Origin of the sequence: Kingella potus (genome assembly GCF_900451175.1) — a bacterium.
In the GTDB taxonomy this organism is placed as follows: domain Bacteria; phylum Pseudomonadota; class Gammaproteobacteria; order Burkholderiales; family Neisseriaceae; genus Neisseria; species Neisseria potus.
Window position 1 is genome coordinate 1306078 of sequence record NZ_UGJJ01000001.1, and the last position, 21483, is coordinate 1327560.

The 21483-nt window shown below is 59.9% G+C and carries 17 protein-coding genes; 5 read left to right on the plus strand and 12 right to left on the minus strand.

All coding sequences use genetic code 11. From position 1 onward, the window contains the following. Positions 1 to 76: 76 nt before the first annotated feature. From DYE40_RS06045 to DYE40_RS06060, 5 genes are all read right to left on the minus strand, one after another. Positions 77 to 1264: a DegT/DnrJ/EryC1/StrS family aminotransferase gene (locus DYE40_RS06045; protein WP_115308170.1), complete on the minus strand. Its 1188-nt coding sequence runs from the start codon at positions 1262 to 1264 to the stop codon at positions 77 to 79. 135 nt (positions 1265 to 1399) lie between these two features. Beyond that, positions 1400 to 1540, minus strand: coding sequence for a hypothetical protein (locus tag DYE40_RS12575; RefSeq protein WP_172461225.1), 141 nt, complete (start codon positions 1538 to 1540; stop codon positions 1400 to 1402). Then, the gene (locus tag DYE40_RS06050) at positions 1537 to 2181 is read right to left on the minus strand and encodes an acetyltransferase (RefSeq protein ID WP_115308171.1); all 645 of its coding nucleotides are present in this window, start codon (positions 2179 to 2181) and stop codon (positions 1537 to 1539) included. The genes DYE40_RS12575 and DYE40_RS06050 overlap by 4 nt, the downstream gene beginning before the upstream one ends. Before the next feature lie 103 nt (positions 2182 to 2284). Beyond that, entirely contained in the window at positions 2285 to 2896 is a 612-nt protein-coding gene (locus DYE40_RS06055; RefSeq protein WP_115308172.1) for a sugar transferase, read from the minus strand. Further along, the gene (locus DYE40_RS06060) at positions 2893 to 4062 is read right to left on the minus strand and encodes a glycosyltransferase (protein WP_115308326.1); all 1170 of its coding nucleotides are present in this window, start codon (positions 4060 to 4062) and stop codon (positions 2893 to 2895) included. Before DYE40_RS06060 ends, DYE40_RS06055 begins: the two co-directional genes overlap by 4 nt. 216 nt (positions 4063 to 4278) lie before the next feature. On the opposite strand from DYE40_RS06060, the gene nhaC reads away from it, so the two are divergent. Next, the gene (gene nhaC / locus DYE40_RS06065; protein WP_115308173.1) at positions 4279 to 5655 is read left to right on the plus strand and encodes a Na+/H+ antiporter NhaC; all 1377 of its coding nucleotides are present in this window, start codon (positions 4279 to 4281) and stop codon (positions 5653 to 5655) included. A 330-nt stretch (positions 5656 to 5985) separates the two neighbouring features. Here the strand turns inward: nhaC and dsbD are convergent, their stop codons facing one another. The 3 genes from dsbD to ilvA form a co-directional block, all read right to left on the minus strand. Next, positions 5986 to 7788 (minus strand): protein-disulfide reductase DsbD, encoded by a 1803-nt coding sequence (dsbD, locus tag DYE40_RS06070; protein ID WP_115308174.1) that lies wholly within the window; start codon positions 7786 to 7788, stop codon positions 5986 to 5988. A 370-nt stretch (positions 7789 to 8158) separates the two neighbouring features. Next, complete coding sequence (locus tag DYE40_RS06080; RefSeq protein WP_115308176.1) at positions 8159 to 8821, minus strand: hypothetical protein; 663 nt, start codon at positions 8819 to 8821, stop codon at positions 8159 to 8161. A gap of 531 nt (positions 8822 to 9352) precedes the next feature. Then, positions 9353 to 10873 (minus strand): threonine ammonia-lyase, biosynthetic, encoded by a 1521-nt coding sequence (ilvA, locus tag DYE40_RS06085; protein ID WP_115308177.1) that lies wholly within the window; start codon positions 10871 to 10873, stop codon positions 9353 to 9355. A gap of 218 nt (positions 10874 to 11091) precedes the next feature. On the opposite strand from ilvA, the gene DYE40_RS06090 reads away from it, so the two are divergent. From DYE40_RS06090 to DYE40_RS06105, 4 genes are all read left to right on the plus strand, one after another. Further along, positions 11092 to 12387: a D-alanyl-D-alanine carboxypeptidase family protein gene (locus DYE40_RS06090; protein ID WP_115308327.1), complete on the plus strand. Its 1296-nt coding sequence runs from the start codon at positions 11092 to 11094 to the stop codon at positions 12385 to 12387. A 145-nt stretch (positions 12388 to 12532) separates the two neighbouring features. Beyond that, positions 12533 to 13861 carry a CAP domain-containing protein gene (locus tag DYE40_RS06095; protein ID WP_115308178.1) on the plus strand — a complete coding sequence of 443 codons (1329 nt, stop codon included), beginning with the start codon at positions 12533 to 12535 and terminating at the stop codon, positions 13859 to 13861. Positions 13862 to 14209: 348 nt separating this feature from the next. Further along, on the plus strand, positions 14210 to 16294 hold the full coding sequence (locus DYE40_RS06100) for a carbon starvation CstA family protein (protein WP_115308179.1): 2085 nt from the start codon (positions 14210 to 14212) through the stop codon (positions 16292 to 16294). 7 nt (positions 16295 to 16301) lie between these two features. Continuing rightward, complete coding sequence (locus DYE40_RS06105) at positions 16302 to 16496, plus strand: YbdD/YjiX family protein (protein ID WP_115308180.1); 195 nt, start codon at positions 16302 to 16304, stop codon at positions 16494 to 16496. A 396-nt stretch (positions 16497 to 16892) separates the two neighbouring features. Here the strand turns inward: DYE40_RS06105 and DYE40_RS06110 are convergent, their stop codons facing one another. The 4 genes from DYE40_RS06110 to DYE40_RS06125 form a co-directional block, all read right to left on the minus strand. After that, a complete protein-coding gene (locus tag DYE40_RS06110; protein ID WP_115308181.1) occupies positions 16893 to 17519 on the minus strand; it encodes a hypothetical protein in 627 nt (208 codons plus the stop codon). A gap of 75 nt (positions 17520 to 17594) precedes the next feature. Continuing rightward, positions 17595 to 19130 carry an amidophosphoribosyltransferase gene (gene purF / locus DYE40_RS06115; protein WP_115308182.1) on the minus strand — a complete coding sequence of 512 codons (1536 nt, stop codon included), beginning with the start codon at positions 19128 to 19130 and terminating at the stop codon, positions 17595 to 17597. Positions 19131 to 19192: 62 nt separating this feature from the next. Beyond that, the gene (locus DYE40_RS06120) at positions 19193 to 19690 is read right to left on the minus strand and encodes a CvpA family protein (protein WP_115308183.1); all 498 of its coding nucleotides are present in this window, start codon (positions 19688 to 19690) and stop codon (positions 19193 to 19195) included. Positions 19691 to 19766: 76 nt separating this feature from the next. Then, complete coding sequence (locus DYE40_RS06125) at positions 19767 to 21464, minus strand: SPOR domain-containing protein (RefSeq protein WP_115308184.1); 1698 nt, start codon at positions 21462 to 21464, stop codon at positions 19767 to 19769. Between the last annotated feature and the right edge of the window lie 19 nt (positions 21465 to 21483).

The window sequence follows — 21483 nt, forward strand, 5'->3', positions numbered from 1 at the left end:
GAGCGGCTGGCCGTTCAGGGCGGCGAGATCGGTGGTGTTGGCTTTTATCCGTGCTTCGTAGTCGCAGGACATGGTGTTATCCGCAGGCCGGCAGGGCGGCCTGTTGCAGCACGGCGGCGATGTGTTGTTGGCAGAACGCGGTTTCGCTGTCGGTAAGCGTGGGATGGACTAGGAACATCAGCGCGGTTTCGCCCAATTCGACCGCGTTTTTCAGACGGCTTTCCGGCCGCCACGGCGTGCCGTAGAAGGCTTTTTCCAGATACACTTCGGAGCAGCTTCCCTGATAGCAGGGCACGCCGAGGGCGTTCAGCTCGCTGACGATGCGGTCGCGGCTCCAATCGGGTTTGAGCTTTTCGGGGCGCACGAATGCGTAAAACTTGTATTGCGCGTGTCCGATATGTCCGGGCACTTCCGGAAGGCGGATGCAGCCGGAGCCGCCCAGCGTTTCGGCCAGCTTCGCGGCGTTGGCGCGGCGTTTGGCCGTCCATTCGGGCATACGTTTGAGCTGGATGCGGCCGATGGCGGCCTGCATTTCCGTCATGCGCCAGTTGGTGCCGAAACTTTCGTGCAGCCAGCGGAAGCCGGGCGGGTGTTGGCGGTGGTACACCGCGTCGTAGCTTTTGCCGTGGTCTTTGTACGACCACATTTTTTCCCACAAATCTTTGTCGTTGGTGGTAACCATGCCGCCTTCGCCGCCGGTGGTCATGATTTTGTCCTGGCAGAACGACCATGCGCCGATGTGGCCTATCGAGCCGACCGATTTGCCTTTGTAACGTGCGCCGTGGGCTTGTGCGCAGTCTTCGATGACCCACAGATTGTGTTTTTCGGCCAATTCCATAATCGCGTCCATTTCGGCGGGCATTCCGGCCAGATGGACGACAATGACGGCTTTGGTATTGGGGGTTAAGGCCGTCCGAATGGTGTCGGCGGTGATGTTTTGGCTGTTTAAATCGACATCGGCGAATACGGGGTTTGCGCCTGCGGTAACGATGCAGGAAGCCGAGGCGAGGAAGGTGCGCGAGGTAACGATGACATCGTCGCCCGCGCCGATGCCTACGGCTTTTAAGGCCAGATCCAAAGCCAGTGTGCCGTTGGCCAGGGCAACGGCGTAGCGCGTGCCGGCAAAGGCGGCAAACTCTTTTTCAAACTCGCGGCATTCGCTGCCCGTCCAGTAATTGACTTTGTTCGACAGCAGCACGCGCGATACGGCATCGGCTTCTTCTTGGGTGAAGCTCGGCCAGGGGGAGAGGGAGGTGTTCAGCATGAGGTTTCTTTCTTTTTCAGACGGCCTGTCGGAACAGGCAGGCCGCCGCTGCGGCCGAGGCGGCATGGCGGCATGGCGGGGTGTAAAAGCGGTTGGGGGAAGCGGGCTGTCGGGCTTTCTGCGGCCGGCTGTTTTTCAGACGGCCTGTTGTCCGCCGCCGCATTCTTTCGGCAGCCATGCGGGAGCAAAGGGCGGGTCGTGCGGTTTTGCCGTTGCTGCTGCCTGCAAGAGGCCGTCTGAAAACGCACGGCTGTTTTTCAGACGGCCTTTCGTCATTGCAACGCCCGCGCCGGCACGCCCGCGACGGTCAGGCCGTCGGCAATGTCGCCGACTACCGCCGCGCCCGCGCCGACGGTTGCACCGCTGCCGATGCGCACCTGCTGGCGGGTGCACGCGCCTATGCCTATCCAGCTTCCCGCGCCGACCTGCGTGCCGCCCGCCAGATGCGCTCCCGGGCTGATGTGGACAAACGCGCCCAGCGTGCAGTCGTGGTCGACGGTGGCGGCGGTGTTGACGATGCAGCCTTCGCCTATGCGGCTGCCGGGCTGGATAACGGCTTGGGCAAACACGGCGCAGCCGCCGCCGAGCGCGGCATAGGGGGCGACGACGGCACTCGGATGGACGATGTCGGGCAGGGTGAAACCGAGCGTTTTCAGACGGCCGAACAGCTTTTGCCGCGCGGCGTTGTCGCCCACGGCCACGGCGGCCTGGTATGCGTCGGGAGTCAGGCGCGTGCCCAAAAGCGGTGTGCCGCCCAAAACGGGCAGGCCGAGTACGGTGTCGCCGGCGGCGCGGCCGTCGTCGAGAAAGACAATCTGCGCCCACCGGCCGGCGGCCAGCGCGGTGGCGGCCAACACTTTGCCGTGGCCGCCCGCGCCGATGATGACGAGTTTGTCTGCGTTGGTGTCTGTGTTCATAAAACGGCCTTGTTAAACGGAAAACGGATGGCGGCGGCAAGGCCTTGTCCGACAATGTTTTTCAGACGGCCTGTACAAGGCGGCAGGCCGTCTGAAAAACGGTTCAGCCTTCTTTGCCGTTGCCTTCGAACTTCGCCGCCGTGGCTTCGCCTTCGCTGCTGATGCCTTCGCGGATAAAGACTTTTTTCACGGTGAGCAGCAGGATTTTTATATCGAGCCAAAACGAGCGGTGATCCACATACCACACGTCGAGGCGGAATTTTTCCTGCCAGGATAGGGCGTTGCGCCCGTTTACCTGCGCCCAGCCGGTGATGCCGGGGCGCACTTCGTGGCGGCGGCGTTGTTCGGCGTTGTAGAGCGGCAGGTATTCGGGCAGCAGCGGACGCGGGCCGACCAGGCTCATGTCGCCTTTCAATACGTTCCACAATTCGGGCAGCTCGTCGAGGCTGGCGGCACGCAGTTTGCGGCCGAAAGGCGTGAGGCGTTCGGCATCGGGCAGCGGCCTGCCCGTGCTGTCGGCCGCGTCGCGCATGGTGCGGAATTTGTACATGGCAAAGAGTTCGCCGTTTCTGCCCGGACGCATCTGGCGGAACAAGACGGGCGAGCCGAGTTTGCGCCGCACCGCCCACGCCAAAAGCAGCAGCAGCGGGCAGAGCAGGAGCAGCGCGGCGGCGGCGGCGGCAATGTCGAAGGCGCGTTTGCAAAAGGCGTTCATGGCAGCAGGCTTTCAATCAGGGCGGCGAGGCGGCGGTAGGACAGGCGGCGGTCGAACAGGCGGGCGATTTCCTGCGTCTGCACGGGGGCGGCGTTGTTTTTCAGACGGCCGAACGCGGCGGCAAAGTCCTGCGCGTTGCCCGAAGCGTAGTTTTCGTGCGGCAGCAGGTGCAGCAGGCGGCGCACTTCGGGATGGGTCTGGCTGTTCAAAACCGGCTTTTGCAGCACCATGTAGTCGGAAAGTTTGTTGGTTACCGACTGCGGCGCGTAGCTGTGGATGGGATTGACCGCCATATCGCAGCCTTTGGCCAGCGACAGCATGTCGGCATAGGGCAGGTAGCCGTGGAACACCGTGCCGGAGGCGGCATAGGCCGTTTGCAGGCGCGCCGCGTCGCCGCCGCCGCCGCAGATGTGCAGCTCCACGTCTTCGCCGCGCTGGCGCAGCAGGCGCACGCCACGGCAGACGGTTTCCACGTCGTAGCTGTGGCTGAGCGTGCCCAGATAAAACAGCCGCGTCCTGCCGGCTTCAAAGCGCAGCGCGGGCGCGGCGGCCACGGCGGCACAGTCTGCGCCGATGTACACCGCTTCGTGCGGCACGGCGGGATTGGCGGCGCGGGCGCGGGCAAGATAGCTTTCGGACACGGCGGCCAGCGCGTCGGCGCAGGCATAGGCGCGGTCTGCCTTGCGGGCAAAGGGAAACAGGCGCGGCGGCAGGTGTTTGAGTGCGGGCAGCACGGCAGAAAACGATTCCGGCCACACGTCCTGCACATCGATCAGCAGCTTGTAGCCCAGCCGCGCTTTGTGCCGCCCGAGCACGAGGTTGGACGCAATCAGCGGGTAGGCGGAATACACCAGGCCGAATTCCCCCGTGCGGCGGCCGTGCAGCCAATGGTCGAGGCGGCGCACGAAGCCGTGATGGCTTTTCAGACGGCCTGTCGAAACGTTTTCGGTATAACCCGCTTCGTCGATCAGCTCCACTTTCAGACGGCCTGAGGAGGCGGCGGCCGCATCTTCCGGCCGTCTGAACGATTTGTCGTAATGGCGGAAGCGGCTGGTGAGCAGCAGCACGTCATGACGCTCGGCCAGCATCTCGGCCAGATAGCGGAAACGGTTGAAATAAGGCTCGCCGGGCAGCGAGCAGAACGGGGCGGCAATCAGGATGGTCATGGCGTGGAAACGGTTTTCCGGCAAGGCCGCCGCACGGGCGGGACGGGGTGGAAAAAAGCGGATTATAGCCTTTTCGCGGCGGCAGGCCGTCTGAAAAAGCACGAAGCGGGGGCGGCGGCGCGGAGCCGCGTTTGCGGGTGTTTTTTAAGTTATGTAAATTATTGTGCCGATAGGCTACAATATACGCCGTTTCCAGCCAAACAAACGGAGCAGACCGTGTTCGCTTTCAAATCATTAATCGATATGCCGCGCAAAGAAGCCGTGTTGGTGGCTGCCGCTCTGGTGGCGGCAATGGGCTACACCATTATCGCGCTGGAATGGCTGCCGCATATGACCATCATCGCCGCCATCACCGCGCTTTTGGCCTACGGCCTGGCGCGGGGTCTGAAATACGACGATATGCAGCGCGGCATGATTGCCGCCCTCAGCCAGAGCATGGGCGCGGTGTATCTGTTTTTCTTTATCGGGCTGATGGTGAGCGCGCTGATGATGTCCGGCTCGATTCCCACGCTGATGTATTACGGCTTCGGCCTGATTTCGCCCGAATATTTCTATCTTTCCGCCTTCGTGCTCTCTTCGCTGATCGGGATAAGCATCGGCAGCAGCCTGACTACCTGCGCCACGGTGGGCGTGGCCTTTATCGGCATGGGCGAAGCGTTTCACGCCAATCTGGCTATGACGGCGGGGGCGGTGGTGTCCGGCGCGTTTTTCGGCGACAAAATGTCGCCGCTTTCGGACACCACGGGCATCGCCGCCTCCATCGTCGGCATCGATCTGTTCGAGCATATCCGCAATATGGCCTACACCACCGTGCCGGCCTGGATTCTGACCGCGCTGGCCACCGGCTGGCTGCTGCCCGCCGCCGCCGCACACGATTTGAACAGCACCGCCGTGTTCCGCAGTCAGCTCGAAGCCTCCGGCCTGGTGCACGCCTATTCGCTGATACCGTTTGCCGTGCTGGTGGTGCTGGCGGTGCGCCGCGTCAATGCCGTGGTTGCCATGCTGGCCACCATCGTGTCCGCCGTGGCCGTTACCTATCTGCACAGCAGCCCGAATCTGGCCACGCTGGGAAGCTGGTTTTACGGCGGTTTTAAAATCGAAGGGGATTTCGACCGCATCGGCAGGCTGGTGTCGCGCGGAGGCTTGGAAAGTATGTTTTTTACCCAGGGCATCGTCATCCTCGGCCTGAGCCTGGGCGGGCTGCTGTTTACGCTGGGCATCATCCCCGGCCTGCTCGAATGCATCCGCCGCTTTCTCACCAGCGCGGGACGCGCCACCGCCAGCGTGGCCGCCACTTCGGTGGGCGTGAACGTGTTAATCGGCGAGCAGTATTTGAGCATTCTGCTGGCGGGCGAAACCTTCAAGCCGGTGTACGACAAACTCGGCCTGCACCCGCGCAACCTTTCGCGCACGCTGGAAGACGCGGGCACGGTTATCAACCCGCTGGTGCCGTGGAGCGTGTGCGGCGTGTTCATCGCGCAGACGCTGGGCGTGCAGGTGCTGGATTACCTGCCCTATGCTTTTTTCTGCTATCTGAGCCTGCTGCTGACCCTGGCCTTCGGCTGGACCGGACTGACGTTGAGTAGGAAATAAGGCCGCCCGCAAAGGCGTGGGCGGCTTGGCGGGGCAAAATCAAAACCTGCGGCCTTGCCGCACTCCGCCATCATGCCTGCGGCCGGTATGGTGAAACAGCACGCAAATATCCGTCATGCCGTTTGCACGGCAGGCAGCGTGTGTCGCCACAAGCGACGCACGCGGTTTCAGAATATCTGCAAAGCTCGGGCGACACACCCTACTTCGGCATCCTCCTTGCCGGCGCAAGTGCCGGCTTTTTATTTGTTTGCTATGAAAAATAGTATTGAAGAGGCCGTCTGAAAACCTGCAAACGGGTTTTCAGACGGCCTTTGCTTGGCCTGTCGGCTGTTAATGCGCGTTTTTCCGATACCACGCGATAAATTCTTCCGGCTTGGCAAAGCCGAGCAGGGCTTCGCCACGGCTGCCGCCGGCTTTGACAACGAATACGCCCGGCGGGCCGAAGAGGCCGTATTCTTTCAGCAGGGCGCGGTGTTCGGGGCTGTTGGCGGTTACGTCGGCCTGGAAAAACCTGTCCATCGGCACGGCGGCGGCCACTTCGGGCGTGTGCAGGGTGTAGGCTTCCATCTCTTTGCACGAGATACACCAGTCGGCATAAAAATCCAAGATGACGGGCACCGACGGGTCGGCACGCAGGGCGGCATCCATGGCGGCTTTGAGTTCGGCCACATCGGTAAACTTGTGCTTGAGGCCGTCTGAAACCCCGTGTGCGGGATGCAGGGTCAGGAAAGCGTGCAGCGGCGTGGTTTGCCCGCGCAGGCTTTGGAGGCCGAACCACGATCCTGCGGCGATCAGAACAGCGGCAAGGACGGCGGATACGGTTTTCAGACGGCCTTTGCGCTTGTTCAGCCCGTATAACAGGAGAACGGCGGGCGCGAGCAGCAGCAGGGTGTAGCCGCCGGCTGCGGCGGCATAGGGCAGATAGGGGGTGGCGAGATAGACGGCAACAGCCAGCAGGATAAAGCCGAAAGCGTATTTCACACCGTTCATCCAGTCGCCCGCACGCGGCAGGATGTGGCCGCCGAAAGTGCCGATAAGGATGAGCGGCACGCCGGTGCCCAAAGCGAGGGCGTAGAGCGCGAGGCCGCCGAGCAGCGCGTCGCCGGTTTGGCCGATATAGCCCAGCGCAAAGGCGAGCGGCGGCGCAACACAAGGGCCGACAATGAGGGCGGACAGCATCCCCATGCCGAATACGCCGGCGATTTTGCCGCCGGAGAATTTGTTGCTCTGGTTTTGGAAATAGCTCTGCACGGATGAGGGAAGCTGGATGTTGAACAGGCCGAACATAGAGAGGGCGAGGACGGCCATCAGGCCGGCGGCGGCGAGAACGACGGCGGGCTGCTGCAGCCAGACGGTAAGCAGCGCGCCCGTCGTACCGGCAATCACGCCGACGAGGGTGTAAGTAAGGGCGAGACCCTGGGTGTAAACGAGGGTCAGCATAAAGGCGCGGCCTTTGGAGGCGTTTTTGTCGCCGATGACGATGCCGGACACAATGGGAATCAGCGGGTACATACAGGCGGTAAAGCTCAGGCCGATGCCCGCGACAAAAAACGCCAACAGGTTGGCGTTCAGAGTGTCCCGCGAAAGTTTGAAGCGGCTGCTTGCGGAGTTTTCCGGCGGGGCAGACAGGCCGCCTCCTGCTGCCTCCGCCGGCTGCGGTGCGGTAAAGCGGGCGGAAGGTTTCTCGGTGGCGGCTTGAACCCGGTATTCGCCCGGGCCGGAAATATCGAAAACGGTTTCGCTGGGCGGATAGCACACGCCCGCATCGGCGCAGCCCTGGTACATCACAGTCAGCTTGTAGCCGCCCTGCGGCGCACCGTTTTTGAAGGGATAGCCGGCTTCCGCCTTGTGGTAGTACACGGTTTGGCGGCCGAAAAATTCGTCCTCCTTCACTTTGCCGGGTTCGGGATACGCCGCCGGGCCGAATGCGGCCTGCGGCTCGGCGGCAACGGAGATTTTGTCGCGGTAGAGATAGTAGCCGTCGGCAATTTTAAATTCCAAACGCACGCCGCTTTCTTCGGCATGAACTTTCGGCACAAACGCCTCTTCCGGCGGCAGAAGCTGCGCGGGATCGACGGCGAAAGCACGGCCGAGGCAGAGTAGGGAAACGAAGAAAAAAAGCAGTTTTTGCATGGTGGGATACTGGGTGCAAAGGGAAAAACAGGGCGGGTTTATAGACATTTCGCGCCGCCCTGTCAAACGTTTCGCCCGCAAAGTTTGCGCAGGCGCAGAAGAGCGGATGCTGTGCGCACGCTGCCGCGCAAGGCTGCACACAACGTGCCTTTCCGGCAAAAAAGCGGAGAAAGAGGCCGTCTGAAAACCGTTTTACAAGGTTTTCAGACAGCCTCAGTGTTTGGCACAAAGCAATAAAAACACCCGTCCTGCCGGCTGCATCACGGGCAGGGTATGCAGCACAGTAGTGCACACGTTTCCGGCCGCAGCGAAAGGCCGTCTGAAAACCGCATTGCGGCTTTCAGACGGCCTCTGGGGGCTTTATGGCTTTTTATTTGGAATATTTCTCCGACAGCTTGCGCGCGGCATCGCCCACGATACGCTGGTTTTCCGACAGGGCTTTTTGCATTTCGCGGGTTTTGCCGTTGAACGCGTTCATAAAGGCCTGGGATTTCTCGCCTGCATTCATTTTGTCTGCATTGTCAACCGTATATGAAATGATTTTATAGGCGGTTTCACTGGCCAGCAGGGAGCGGTCGGATACGGTTTTGATTTCAGGGTCTTGCAGGTTCAGCGCGGACACTTCCTGTTTCATTTTTTCCATCAGGCTGCCCATTTCTTTAACCGAAGCCAACAGCTCGTCGGAAGGCTTGTCGGATTTTTGGGCACGAACCTGCGACTGGATTTTCTTCTGCATGGACAAGGCTTCCCGCATCAGCGGGCCGGAGGAGAGATCGGCAAATTTTTTCAGCTCTTTCAGGCCGGTGGGGGATTTTTTGTCGGAGATTTCAATCGGCTGGGTCAGCACGGGATCGATGGCGGGATAGTTTTCGATCACGGCGGACAATTCGGCGGACATACCGGCACTCTCGCCGCTTTGTGCCTGCTGCGCTTGCGGCTGCGAAGCAGCAGGTGCGGATTTTTCGCCGCCGCCGCAGGCAGCCAGAATGGCGGCGGTCAGAACGGCAATGGAGAGCGATTGGATGGTTTTCATGTTTTTTCCTTTGTGGGAGTTAAAAACTGCGCGGCAATTATGACAGCTTTCATTTGCCGTGTCTTTGGTTTTCAGACGGCATATCCCGTGCGCAAACGCTTTAAGGCCGTCTGAAAACAGACGGTTCGGCGTTTCTGATTTGTCTGGACGGTTTGCACCATATTTAATCATTTTTTGGTAATTTAATTTGAATGATGCCGACCCAAATAGTTGATTTAATCAAACGGGATTAGAGGGTGCCAGATATAAAAAACAGCCCGCTGAAACTGCACCTCATAAGTTGGGGGATGGTGTCCAACTTTTGGGGTGCAGTTCATTCAGACGGCCTTTCTGTTTTCTGTCAGCCAAGACAACCTCTGTGATATGAAAACCGCGTGCGTTGCTTAGGCAACACACCCTACTTTGACGGCAGCGGCTATCCGCAGAGTGCCGTCCCGAATGCACGTATCTTTGCAAACAGCCGCAGGGTGTGTCGCTACAGCGACGCACGCGTTCCCGATGAGTGAAAGGCCGTCTGAAAAAGCAGCGGATTTATTTCAGGAACAGGCGGTAGGCGGCGTTGGCGGTTTGGTCTTCGCAGACGTAGCCGACGTTTTGCAGAAAGGCGGCGAAGGCGGCTTCGTCGGCGGGGGGAACGTCGATGCCGACAAGGATGCGGCCGTAGTCCGCGCCGTGGTTGCGGTAGTGGAAGAGGGTGATGTTCCAGCCGCTCTGCATATGGTTGAGAAAGTGGCGCAGCGCGCCGGGGCGTTCGGGAAACTCGAAGCTGAGGAGGTGTTCGTGGCGTACTTTGTGGCTGCGGCCGCCCACCATGTAGCGGATGTGGATTTTGGCGATTTCGTCTTCGGTCAGGTCGGTGTTGGGCAGGCCGGCGGCGGTGAGTTCCGCTGCGATGGTGCGGCGGTCGTCCGCGCCGGTGGTTTGGATGCCGGCGAAGATGTGGGCGGTGGCGTCGTCGCCGTAGCGGTAGTTGAACTCGGTGATGCTGCGGTTGCCCAGGGTGTTGATGAATTTGAGGAAGCTGCCGGGCTGTTCGGGGATGGACACGGCAAAAATGCTTTCGTTGCCTTCGCCCAGTTCGCTGCGTTCGGAAACGTGGCGCAGGCGGTGGAAGTTCATGTTTGCGCCGCTGTTGACCGCAATGAGGGTGCGGCCTTCGCAGCGTTCGCGGGCGATGTAGGCTTTGAGGCCGGCCAGGGCGAGTGCGCCCGAGGGTTCGGCAATGCTGCGGGTGTCGTCGTAGATGTCTTTGACCGCGCCGCAGATGTCGTCGGTGTCGACGAGGATGATTTCGTCGAGCAGGTCGCGGCAGAGGGCGAAGGTGTGCTCGCCGACGATTTTGACGGCGGTGCCGTCGGCAAACAGGCCGACATCTTTGAGTTCTATGCGTTTTCCCGCATCCAGCGACTGCTTCATGGCGCAGGCATCGCGGGTTTCCACGCCGATGACTTTGATTTCGGGGCGGACGTTTTTGATAAATGCGGCCACGCCCGCCGCCAGCCCGCCGCCGCCGATGGGGACGAATACGGCATCCACCGCTTTGGGATGCTGGCGGATGATTTCCATGCCGATGGTGCCTTGTCCGGCAATCACGGCGGGATCGTCGAAGGGGGGGATGTAGGTGAGGCCGCTTTGGGCGACGAGCTGCATGGCGTGGTCGTAGGCATCGTTGTAGGAAGTGCCTTTGAGGACGACTTTGCCGCCGCGCGCCCTGACTGCGTCCACTTTGATTTGCGGCGTGGTTTCGGGCATGACGATGGTGGCTTCGCAGCCGAGTTTCTGTGCCGACAGGGCCACGCCCTGCGCGTGGTTGCCCGCGCTGGCGGTGATGACGCCGCGTTTGAGTTCGTTTTCACCGAGGGCGGCCATTTTGTTGTATGCGCCGCGTATTTTGAAAGAGAAAACCGGTTGCAGGTCTTCGCGTTTGAGCAGGATGTTGTTTTTCAGACGGCCTGAAAGGCTGCGGGCGGGTTCGAGCGGGGTTTCGGAGGCCGCGCCGTAAACGGAGGAGGTCAGGATGGCGGTCAGGTAGTGGGAATGGCGGGTGTCCATGATGTTGTTAAGTTATTTTACGAAAGGTAAAACCATACCTGCGCCGCAGGGCAAAGGCAAGAAAAAGTTAGCAAATACGGGGGCTGTGGGTATAATGCCCGATTTTCGCGCACGCGACGGCTGCGCCGCCCGGCCTCTGCCGCAGGGCGTGTTTTCAGACGGCCTCCAATGTGTCCGTGCCGCTTTCTCCCACCCGCAATCCGTACGGTTTCCCCAGCATGATGAAGAAATACCTCGTTCTGACGGCAATTGCCGCCGCCCTCGTTTTTCAGACGGCCTCCGCCGCCAATTACAAAAAACGCCACCACCGCTATAAAAAACGCGCCGTTGCCGCTGCCCCCGCTGCGGCAGGTGCGGCGGCTGCCGCTGCCGCGCCGGAGCAGGCTGCGTCCGCGCCGGAAGACATCCTGCCCGCCGAACCCAAGCCGCAGGCTTCGTCTGCACCGGAAATCGCCGCCGCCGCCTATCTGGTGCAGGACCTGCAAAGCGGGCAGATTCTCACGGGCAAGGATTTGGACAAGCCCGTCGAGCCCGCTTCGCTGACCAAGCTGATGACTGCCTATCTCGCGTTTAAAGCCCTGGAAAGCGGCAAGCTCAAAGCCGACGATATGCTCACGCCGTCTGAAAACGCCTGGCGCGCCGAAGGTTCGCGTATGTTTCTCAATGCCGGCAAACCCGTTTCCGTGGGCGATCTGCTCAAAGGCCTGATTGTCCAGTCGGGCAATGATGCCGCCATTACGCTGGCCGAAGCCCTGGGCGGCAGCGAATCCGGCTTTGCCGCCATGATGAACGACGAAGCCAAGCGGCTGGGCATGAACGGCACCCGTTTTACCAATGCCACCGGCCTGCCGGACGACGGCCACCTTACCACCGTGCGCGATCTCGCCATCCTCTCCGCCGCCATCATCAAAGACTATCCCAAGTATTACCCCATCTATTCGATGCAGTCGTTCAAATACAATAACATCGAGCAGCCCAACCGCAACCTGCTGCTCTACCGCGATCCGAATGTGGACGGGCTGAAAACCGGCCATACCAACAGCGCGGGCTACAATCTTGTGGCTTCGAGCAAGCGCAACGGCCGCCGCGTCGTTTCCGTTGTGGTCGGCACCGAAAGCATCGAAGCGCGGGCGGGCGAGAGCAGCCGGCTGCTCAACTGGGCATTGCAGGCCTTCGACACCCCGAAAGCCTACGATGCGGGCAAAAACGTTTCTTCCGCCAAGGTTTACAAAGGCAGGGCGGACAACGTCAGCGTCGGTTTTTCCGAACCGGTGTACGTAACCATTCCGCACGGCGAAGGCAGCAAAGTCAAAACCGTATTGGAAACCGTCCAGCCCGTTGTCGCCCCCATCGAAAAAGGCCAGGTGCTGGGCAAACTCAAAATCTCCTACGACGGCAAAGTGCTGGCCGAACGCCCCGTCGTCGCCCTCGAAGCCGTGGAGGAAGCCGGCTTTTTCGGCCGCCTGTGGGACAGCGTCAAACTCTGGTTTAAAAATATGTTTGCCGACCGCTGACAGGCAGAGGCCGTCTGAAAAACGCCGTGCGGTGTTTTCAGACGGCCTGCGGATACACATATGAAACGATTCGTCATCTCCGTCGTCCTCCTCTTTTGCCTCACCGTTATCACACTGGCGGTGGGACTCTATATTCTCGAATGATATGGCACACACCCGACTGCAAGGAAACGGCAGCTTCGGCTGGCTCAAAGCCCTGCTGGTTTGGCTGGCTCTGCTGGCTCTCCTTTGTGCCGCCGCTGCCTTTCTGCTCAAACGCGATCCGCCGAAGCTCGTCTATCCCCGTCCCGGACAGGATGCCGCCCCCTTCGCCCACACCGACGCACTGGGCTACCTCAACCACCTGCGCCGCGAAGCAGGCCTTGCCCCCTTTTCACTCTCCCCGCTGCTTGCCCGTTCCGCCGCCGACCACGCCCGCTATCTCAACGACTACCCCGACGATATGCACGACGAAAAGCATGCCGACCATCCCTATTTTCGCGGCAAAGAGCCGGATCAGCGGGTAGCCAAAGCAGGCTATCTCTACCTCGGCGTACAGGAAAACCTCAGCACCGGCGAACACGAAATTCCCCTGGGCGCACACCGTCTGCAACAACAATATCTCGACGGCCTGATGACCGCCATCTACCACCGTTTTTCCCTGCTCGACCCCGCCGCAAACGAAGCCGGAATCGGCTTTTCCAGCCGCAACAACCGCCATGCCCTCGTTGTCAACCAGGGCAACCGCGACGGCGACCGCCTTTGCCGCAAAGGCCGCACCCGCGTTGAAGAAGAACGCCTCTACTACGACGATCTGTGTGCCAACAAGGCGGTGTTTTACAGCGACGAAATCCGCTTCGATTTGCCCGAATACACCGTATACCCCGTCGGCAGCCTCGCCCACCCCGTTTTCTCCAACGAAACCCCCAACCCCCTGCCCGACCGCGAATATAGCGGCAACCCTGTCAGCATCTCCTTCAACGGCCGCGACGTACTCATCGAAATGCATTCCTTCGAACTCTTCCAAGGCAAACGCAAAATCACCAACACCCGCCTCCTCACCGCCGCCACCGATCCCAACAAACAGTTGTCCGAACAGCAGTTTGCCCTCTTCCCCCTCGACCCGCTCGACTACGACACCGAATACCGCGCCGTCTTCCGCTACCGCGAAACCGATTGGGAAAAGGGCAAAGCACAGGAAAAAACCGCCGAATGGCGTTTCCGCACCCGCAAACCCGACTACCCCTATTTCAAACTCAGCGGCGGCGAAAACCTCGCTGTCGAATCCGGCAAAACCTACTATCTGCGCTGGAATCCTGCCGACTGCGCACCCGACTGCGGCGTTGTCCGCTACAACGAATACGGCGATGCCGCCCTCGCCGTCCATCTGAGCGAATACGACGGCGTAGTGCTGGCCGTAACCGGCAGCCGGGGCAGCGGCGTGCGTCTGCGTCCCAAAAACGGCGGCCGCGAAACCGCCCTGCTCGTGCAGTAGGGCAGGCAGCAGCGTCTTCAAGCAGGAGGCCGTCTGAAAACGCAGTTTTCAGACGGCCTCCTGATTATTGCGGCAGCCTTGCGCCGACGGTTTTTCAAAACGACGCTTGGAAAGCGGCCTGCCGTCGGCGTTTGCCATACCGTATCCGTCCGTTATGCCCCAGTTCCGGCCTTTTGTGTAAACAATGCGACGATTTCCTACACCTTATGTCGCTTTGTGTTAATCTTGCGTTCGGGTCGGCACACTACCATCTGAAAATACCGCTTCGTCAAGAAAGCCCCGGCAGATGCAGCACGCCGAGCGACATACCGACCTTTTTCATTTTCTTTTAAATTTAAGGATTTAACCATGAAATTGCTAAAAGCCTTCCTTATTTGGGGCACTGTGGTTCTGGTCGGCCTGGCCTCCTTTACCACACTTGCACTCAGCAGGGGCGAGCAGGTCAGCGCGATATGGATGGTTACCGCCGCCATCGCGGTGTACTGTATCGCCTATCGCTTTTATAGTCTGTATATCGCCAAAAACGTGATGCAGCTCGACCCGAACCGCCTTACCCCCGCCGAGCGGCACAACGACGGCTTGGACTATGTGCCTACGCACAAGGGCGTGCTGTTCGGCCACCATTTTGCCGCGATTGCGGGCGCGGGGCCGTTGGTCGGCCCGGTGCTGGCGGCACAGATGGGCTATCTGCCCGGCACGCTGTGGATTATCTTCGGCGTGGTGTTTGCCGGCGCGGTGCAGGACATGATGGTGTTGTTTGTTTCCATGCGCCGCGACGGTAAGTCTTTGGGCGATATTGTGAAACAGGAATTGGGCACGGTGCCCGGCGTGATTGCTTCCATCGGCATTCTGATGATTATGGTGATCATCATGGCCGTGCTCGCGCTGATTGTGGTGAAAGCCCTCGTCCACAGCCCGTGGGGTACGTTTACCATCGCCGCCACCATGCCGATTGCGCTCTTTATGGGCATTTACACCCGCTATATCCGCCCGGGCAAAATCGGCGAGATTTCCATCGTCGGCTTTATTTTGCTGATGCTGGCGGTAATCTACGGCGAAGACGTGGCGCACAGCTCTTACGCCCATTGGTTTGATCTCGACGGCATCCAGCTCACTTGGGCGATTATGATCTACGGCTTTATCGCCTCGGTCTTGCCGGTATGGCTGCTGCTCACGCCGCGCGATTATCTGTCCACTTTCCTGAAAATCGGTACGATAGTCGCGCTGGCCTTGGGCATCGTGATTGTCAATCCCGCGCTGCAAATGCCTGCGGTAACGCATTTTATCGACGGCTCGGGTCCCGTGTTCTCCGGCCATCTGTTCCCCTTCTTGTTCATCACCATCGCCTGTGGCGCGGTATCCGGTTTCCACGCGCTGATTTCTTCTGGCACCACGCCCAAAATGGTCGAAAACGAAACCCATGTGCGCATGATCGGTTACGGCGGTATGCTGATGGAGAGCTTTGTGGCGATTATGGCTTTGGCCGCCGCCGCTTCGCTTGACCCGGGCGTGTACTTCGCCATGAACAGCCCCGCCGCGCTGATTGGTACGGATGCTGCCAATGCCGCGCAGGTCATTACCGAGCAGTTGAAGTTCCCCGTTACAGCCGACACGCTGCTGCACACCGCCAAAGAAGTGGGCGAAAACACCATTCTTTCCCGTGCAGGCGGCGCGCCCACGCTGGCTGTGGGCATGGCGCACATCATGAGCCAGTTGATTCCCGGCGAAGCCATGATGGCCTTCTGGTACCACTTTGCCCTGCTGTTTGAAGCCCTGTTCATCCTCACCGCCGTCGATGCCGGCACCCGCGTTGCCCGCTTCATGATTCAGGATTTGGGCAGCATCTTCTTCAAACCCTTCGGCAACACCGATTCCATTCCCGCCAACCTCGTTGCCACCTTTATCGCCGTTTCGCTGTGGGGCTACTTCCTCTACACCGGCGTTACCGACCCTCTGGGCGGCATCAACTCGCTCTGGCCGTTGTTCGGCATTGCCAACCAGATGCTGGCGGGCGTAGCGCTGATTATGTGTACCGTCGTTCTCGTGAAGATGAAACGCGAACGCTATATGTGGGTAACGCTGGTACCCGCGTGCGGCGTATTGTTCGTAACCTGCTGGGCCGGCTTGCAGAAGCTGTTTGATTCCAGCCCGCGCGTGAGCTTCCTTGCCCATGCCGCCAAATATCAGGCCGCTTTGGAAAAAGGCGAAGTGCTTGCACCGGCCAAAGACTTGGGCGAAATGTCGCAGGTGATTCTCAACGACTACGTCAACTCCGGCCTGACCGTCCTGTTCCTGTCGGTGGTTGTGATTGTGGCCGCATACGGCTTGCGTACTGCCATGAAGGCGCGCAAAGTCGGCTGGCCGACCGCCAAAGAAATCCCGGCGGTCTACCGCGACGGCACACAGCCTGCGGAGGCGCAGAGTGAGGCATAAGGCCGCGTTGAAACGCAGGCTTGCCTCCCTGTGGAAAACCGCAAGGCTTACTGCGAATCTGATGGCGGGTGTGCCGGATTATGAAAACTACGTTGCACGGCAGCGCAGGCATAATCCCAACGCCCCCGTGATGAGCGAGCAGCAGTTCCAGGACTATTGCCGCAAACGCCGCTGCGGCGTAAACGGCGGACGCTGCTGTTAGTCCGCACAGGCAGAAAGGCCGTCTGAAAATATTTTCAGACGGCCTTTTTTTGTCAGGCGCTGTTATCCGTGCGGCAGCGGTAAATATGGGGAATATAGGCAGCGTGCGTCTTGATATATAGGAATGTCTGCCGTGTGCGGGTGTATCGATCCGCAATGATTTGCCTGTGCCACCCTGTTTGTATTCGGAGACTTCTGCAAAACGCCGGTTTGCGGCGCATTTGCGCCTTGTGCGCTGCCTGCCCGCCATGCCGAACCAATGTAGGGTGTGCCGCATAGCGGTGCACGCGTTTCCCGCTGTATAACGGATTTTGCCAACCGCCGCACAAACGGAGAGGCCGTCTGAAAACGCCGTATTGCCGAAGCGGCGTTTTCAGACGGCCTTTTTGTCTGATATTCAGCGGGTGCGTTTGTAGAATGCCATGTTTTGTTCGGCCGCATCTTGCGCCATTTCGCGGTTTTGGCGGTAGAGGTCTTTGTATTTTTCCTGAATCTGATCGTCGCTCAGGCCGCTGTCGATTTCTTTGATCTGTATTTCAAAGAGCTTGATGTCGGTTTGGAATTTTTTGATCCATAGGTCGCGCAGGGCAAGGACTTCTTTGTCGTTTGCCTTGAATGTGTCCAGTTTGGCCACGGCATCCTGATAGGCTTTGATGTTGCTGCGGTAGATTTCGACGCTGAGGCTGTTTTTGCGGGCGGTGTCTTTGCTGGTTTTGATTTCTTCGACTTTTTTACGCATCTCTTCGGAATCGAGGTAGGCGGAGCTTTGCGTGCCGATTTCTTCGATTTGTTTCAGCAGGGCCAGGGCATCGGCTTTAAAGGCCGGATCTTCTTGGGAAGCGGAGGCAGAGGCGGCAGAAGCAGGATGGGCGGGAGCTTCCTGCTGCGGCACAGAGGCGGCGGATGCCGCTGCGGTGCGGGCTTCGGGCGTGGCGGATGCTGCGGCGGGCGTTTGGCTTTCCGAGCCGCAGGCCGCGAGGGCGGCTGCGCAGAGGAGGGCGGTAAGGCAGGAGGTTTGTTTCATTGTTTTCTTTCTGTTTTTTGTTGCGGGAAACCGGAGCGGGCCGTATCCGTTGCCGGCACGGCGTTTTCAGACGGCCTATTCTTCGTGTTCTTCGATGCGGACGCTGTGATCAATCAGGCCGGGGAGGACGAAGGCGGCGGCACCGGAGGATTTGCCTGCGGAGAGGCGTTGCAGATAGGGCTCGTCGATGTCGCCGGTAAGGTAGCAGCCGCTGAAGCAGGAGTCGTCGAAGGCTTCGATGGCGGGATTCATGGCGCGGATGACGTTTTCGAGGGCGGCAAGGTCTTGGAAGACGCAGCCGTCGGCTCCGACTTCGGCGGCGATTTCGGCGGCTGTGCGGCCGTTGGCAATCAGCTCTTCACGGGTGGGCATATCGATGCCGTATACGTTGGGATAGCGGACTTCGGGGGCGGCGGAGGCGAAGAAGACTTTTTTTGCGCCTGCGGCTTTGGCCATCTCGACGATTTCGCGGCTGGTGGTGCCGCGCACGATGGAGTCGTCTACCAACAGGATGTTTTTGCCTTTGAATTCGCTGTCCATCGGATTGAGCTTTTGGCGCACGGATTTTTTGCGGGTGGCCTGTCCGGGCATGATGAAGGTGCGGCCGATGTAGCGGTTTTTGATGAAGCCTTCGCGGTAGGGTTTGCCCAGATGGGCGGCAAGCTCCATTGCGCTGGGGCGGCTGGTGTCGGGGATGGGCATGACAACGTCGATTTCGTCCAAACCGATTTCGCTTCTGACTTTTTCGGCCAGGGTTACGCCCATATTGACGCGCGCCTGGTAGACGGACACGCCGTCGATGACGGAATCGGGGCGGGCGAAATAGACGTATTCGAAGAGGCAGGGGGCGAGTTTGGGCTTTTCCGCGCATTGGCGGCTGTGCAGGCGGCCGCCTGCGGAGATGAAGACGGCTTCGCCGGGAGCGAGGTCGCGCACGGTTTCGTAGGCAAGGCTGTTGAAAACGACGGATTCGGAGGCCACGCCCCAATCGGTTTCGCCGTTGTCGCGGACGTTTTTGCCCAGTACCAGCGGACGGATGCCGTAGGGGTCGCGGAAGGCGAGGAGGCCGTAGCCGGCAATCAGCGCAACCACGCCGTATGCGCCGCGCACGAGTTTGTGCAGGCGGGCGACGGCGTTGAAGATGTGTTCGGGGCTGAGGGTATGGCCGTCTGAAAGCGAGATTTCGCGGTGCAGCTCGTGAGCGAGCACGTTGAGCAGCACTTCGGAGTCGGAGCCGGTGTTGACGTGGCGCAGGTGTTTGTCGCAGACGCTGCGGTAGAGTTCGTCGGTGTTGGTGAGGTTGCCGTTGTGCGCCAGCATGATGCCGAAGGGGGAGCTGACGTAAAACGGCTGGGCTTCGGCGGTGCTGCCGGCATTGCCCGCCGTGGGGTAGCGGACGTGGCCGATGCCGGTGTTGCCTGCCAGCTCGCGCATATTGCGGGTACGGAATACTTCGCGCACCATGCCTTTGCCTTTGTGCATATGGAAGGTGGAACCGTTGAGGGTGGCGATGCCGGCCGCGTCCTGGCCTCTGTGTTGCAGCATTTGCAGACCGTCATACAGAAGCTGGTTGACCGGTTCGTGGGCGGCAAGGCCGAAAACTCCGCACATGGGATAATCTCCAAAAAGGGTTGAAACGCCCGTCGGGGCAGGGGATGGTTTGTGCCGGCGGTTCAGCCGCCGCTGCGGGTAATTTTTTCCGCCAGATAGGCGGGGAGGTAGGGTACGGCGGCTTCGGCCGCGCCTTCAAAAAAGGGCGCACTGTACGACTGGCGCCAGTCTTCGCTTTGGGGCAGGTCGGTGAAGGCGCAGATCAGTACGGCCAGCGTAACCGCCGCCGCGCCGCGCACAATGCCGTATAGCGCGCCGAGCAGGCGGTTGATGCCGCCGAGTCCGACGGCTTTCGCGCCGCCGGTCAGCAGGGGGCGCAGCAGGGACATGGCCAGCAGCACGGCGGCAAAGGCGGCAACGAAGCCGGCGGCGGTGGCCAGTATCGGCGGGTTTACGGAAGACAGCAGGGTTGCACCCAGTGGTGCGGCGGCGAGTTTGGCTACTGACAGGGCAAACAGCCAGGAAACCAGCGACAGCACTTCGCCTATCATGCCGCGCATCGCGCCGAACACGGTAGAAAGTACGATGACCGCGAGGGCGGAAATATCGAATAAGGTCATGCCCTAGCCTTCCTTGTGTTGCAGTTGTTCGGAGGCCGTCTGAAAACGGGTTTGCCTTTTTCAGACGGCCTGTTGCCTATTTGCCGAGAACGACGGTGCCGTCCATGCCTTGTGTTTTCAGGCGGGAGAGGGCTTTCTCCGCTTCGTCCCGATTGGGGAAGCTGCCGGTGCGCACGCGGTAGACTTTGCCGCTTCCCGTGTCCACTTCGCGGACGACGGCGCTGTATCCGGCATCGGCCAGACGCTGCTGAACCTTTTTCGCCTGCTCCTGCGAACGGTATGCGCCGGTCTGTATCATGGCGCGGCGGCCTTTTTGGTTTTCGAGTATCGCCTGCGGGTCGGGCTTGGAGGGCTTGCTCTTGTTTTCCAGAGCCTGCTGTGCGCGGTTGGCTTTGTCGGTGTTTTTTTCTTTCTGTTTGGCGGCTTCCTGCTGTTTTTTCAGGGCGGCGGCTTTTTTCTCGTCTGCCTGCTTTTTGGCTTCCTGTTTTTTCAGTTCGTCCGCACGTTTTTTTTCTGCGGCTTTGCGCAGCTCGGCTTTTTGGCGTTCTTCAAGCTGTTTGCGCTCGGCGGCGTGCTTTTCTGCCAAAGCCTGCAATCGTGCGGCTTCCTGTGTTTTCTGTTCGGCCGCGCGTTTTTCTGCTGCCTGCTGCTTTTTGGCTTCCTGCTGTTTTTTCAACTCGGCAGCACGTTTTTCCTCTGCTGCTTTGCGTTCTTCGGCCTGCTGCTTTTTGGCTTCCTGCTGTTTTTTCAATTCGGCGGCGCGTTTTTCTTCTGCTGCTTTGCGTTCTTCTGCCTGTTGTTTTCTGATTTCCTGGCGTTTTTTCAATTCGGCGGCGCGTTTTTCTTCTGCTGCTTTGCGTTCTTCTGCCTGCTGCTTTTTGATTTCCTGCTGTTTTTTCAACTCGGCGGCACGTTTTTCTTCGGCTTCGCGCTGCTGCTGTTCTTTGAGCTTTCTGCGTTCTTCGGCATGTTTCTCGGCCAGCGCCTGTTTTTGTGCTTCGGCCTGTTTGCGTTCCGCGCTGCGTTTTTCGCGGGCGGTTTGGGCTTCCGCGCGTTGTTTTTCCAGCCTTTCCCCTTCTTCCCGGATTTCGCGCAGGCGTTTTTCGCGGGCAGCGGCGCGGCGTTCGGCTTCGTCGGCGCGTTTTTCTTCGGCAAGCCGTTCGACTTCTTTGATGCGGGCTTCGTCGGCTTTGCGCTGTGCTTCTTCGCGTGCTTTTTCGGCGGCGAGGCGTTTTTCCTGCGCTTGTTTTTCGGCGGCTTTGCGGCGGGCGCGTTCTTGGGCTTGTTTGTCGGTGTTGTTGATGGTTACGGCGGGCAGGCTTGGTTCGCGGGTGGTGCGGGGTTCGGCTTTTCTGACGATGGTGCGTACGGATCCGTCTTCGTCGGTTTGTTCGACGGTTTCCTGGCCTTCTTTGAGTTCGTAAACGGGTTTGGCTTCTTTTTTGCGCTGTGCCGGCTCCGGTGTTTCGGGCGGGATGATGTCGGCTATTTCGGAGGCGATGGGGTAGATGTCGGCTGCTTCCTCGTCGCTGATGGCATTGTCTGTGCTGCTGCGGGCTTCGCGGACGGGGTTTTCAGACGGCCTCTGTGCGGGGAGGTTTTCCGTTTGGACGACGGCTGCGGGCGGGTTTTTTTCTTCTTCGCCGCTGTTGACGGTCAGGCCGAAGACGATGCCTGCGGCGGCCACCATGGCGGATGCGCCGACGAGGCGGCGGCGGTTTTTGCGTTTGAGTTGTTCGTATTCATTGAGGGAATCGAGTCGTTTGTCTGCCATTTTGTTGCCCGTTATGTGT